This window comes from Micrococcus lylae NBRC 15355, from assembly GCF_001570885.1.
GTDB lineage: Bacteria > Actinomycetota > Actinomycetes > Actinomycetales > Micrococcaceae > Micrococcus > Micrococcus lylae.
The window spans coordinates 1-1,356 of the sequence record NZ_BCSN01000105.1 but is presented as its reverse complement, the minus strand read 5'-3'; the positions used below and the strand labels follow the sequence as shown (position 1 = coordinate 1,356).

Here is a 1,356-nt window from a genome sequence, read left to right as displayed (position 1 = left end):
CGCCGTCACCGCCCACCGCGCCCAAGGCATCACCACCGACACCGCCCACGTCCTCGTCGAACCCACCACCACACGGGAGAACCTGTACGTGGCGATGACGCGCGGACGGGAATCGAACCAGGCCTACGTCATCCTCGACCGTCCCGACGACCAGCCACGTCGCATCCCGGAGACAATCCCGACGCCACCGCCCGCACGGTCCTCTACGGCGTGCTCCAACACAGCGGTGCTGAGCTGTCGGCGCACGAGACCATCACCGCCGAACAGGACCAGTGGGGCTCGATCGCCCAACTCGCCGCCGAATACGAAACCATCGCCGCCGCAGCCAAACACGACCGCTGGACCACCCTGATCACCACCAGCGGCCTGACCACCGATCAAGCACAAGCCGTCATCGACTCCGACGCCTTCGGCGCCCCGACCGCGGAACTGCGCCGGGCCGAAGCCAACCACCACAACGTCGACACCCTCCTGCCACGCCTCATCAAGGCGCGCAGGTTCGCCGACGCCGACGACATCGCCTCCGTCATCCACCACCGCCTCGCCAACGCCACCACCCGACCCGCCGGCTCCGGACGCACCCGACAGGCCCCGCGTCTCATCGCCGGGCTGATTCCCGAAGCCGGCGGCCCCATGCCATCCGACATGCAGCAAGCCCTGACTGAGCGCCGCCACCTCATCGAAACCCGAGCAGAAGCAGTCCTCGACACCGCCCTCCACACCCACGAACCATGGGTTACAGCACTCGGTCCGATACCCGCCAGTGGTCGGGAGCGGCAGCAATGGCGACGCCGCGCGCTCGTCGTCGCCGCCTACCGAGACCGCTACCAAATCACCGACCCCACCCCGCTCGGCGCCCAGCCCGAAGGCACAGCGCAGAGGATCGACCGCGCCCGCGCAGAAACCGCGCTCCGAACGCTGACCCGCCCGACTTTCCACGACGAGCGCCGGCGGCCCGCCAACCAGGCGACGCAGCACCTCGACCTGTAATCACGAGGCATTTGAAGTGGGGGTCTCTCAGCAGCCAAGGCGGCGACCGTGCGTGAACGTCGAGGCTGGACAGCACAGCTTGGGATTGCTTGCGGCGGGCTCGTCAGATGGCCAGGGCCGGGCCGCCCAACGCGGCGACTGCGCTTCTCAACCGCACCTACGCCGTGACTCCAGTTCTTCCCAGAGGCCAGTCGCAGATTGCCTCGTCGGCGGCTGGCGTTTGTATCCGGCAGAAATATCCTTGAGTCATGACGACAGATCGTGCGGCGAGTTCCTACTCCACGGGTGGTGGAGGCGTCGTCCTGGAGCACCGCTACGCTGCGACGCTCCTCGCGCGATTGCTCGTCGGAGCCCCTTGCGCAGAGA

General features: G+C 67.8%; 1 pseudogene. It reads left to right on the top strand.

Annotated elements, in window-relative coordinates:
• Nucleotides 1–990: pseudogene (locus MLY01S_RS11870) on the top strand (C-terminal helicase domain-containing protein); the annotation flags it as partial.
• Nucleotides 991–1,356: the final 366 nt, after the last annotated feature.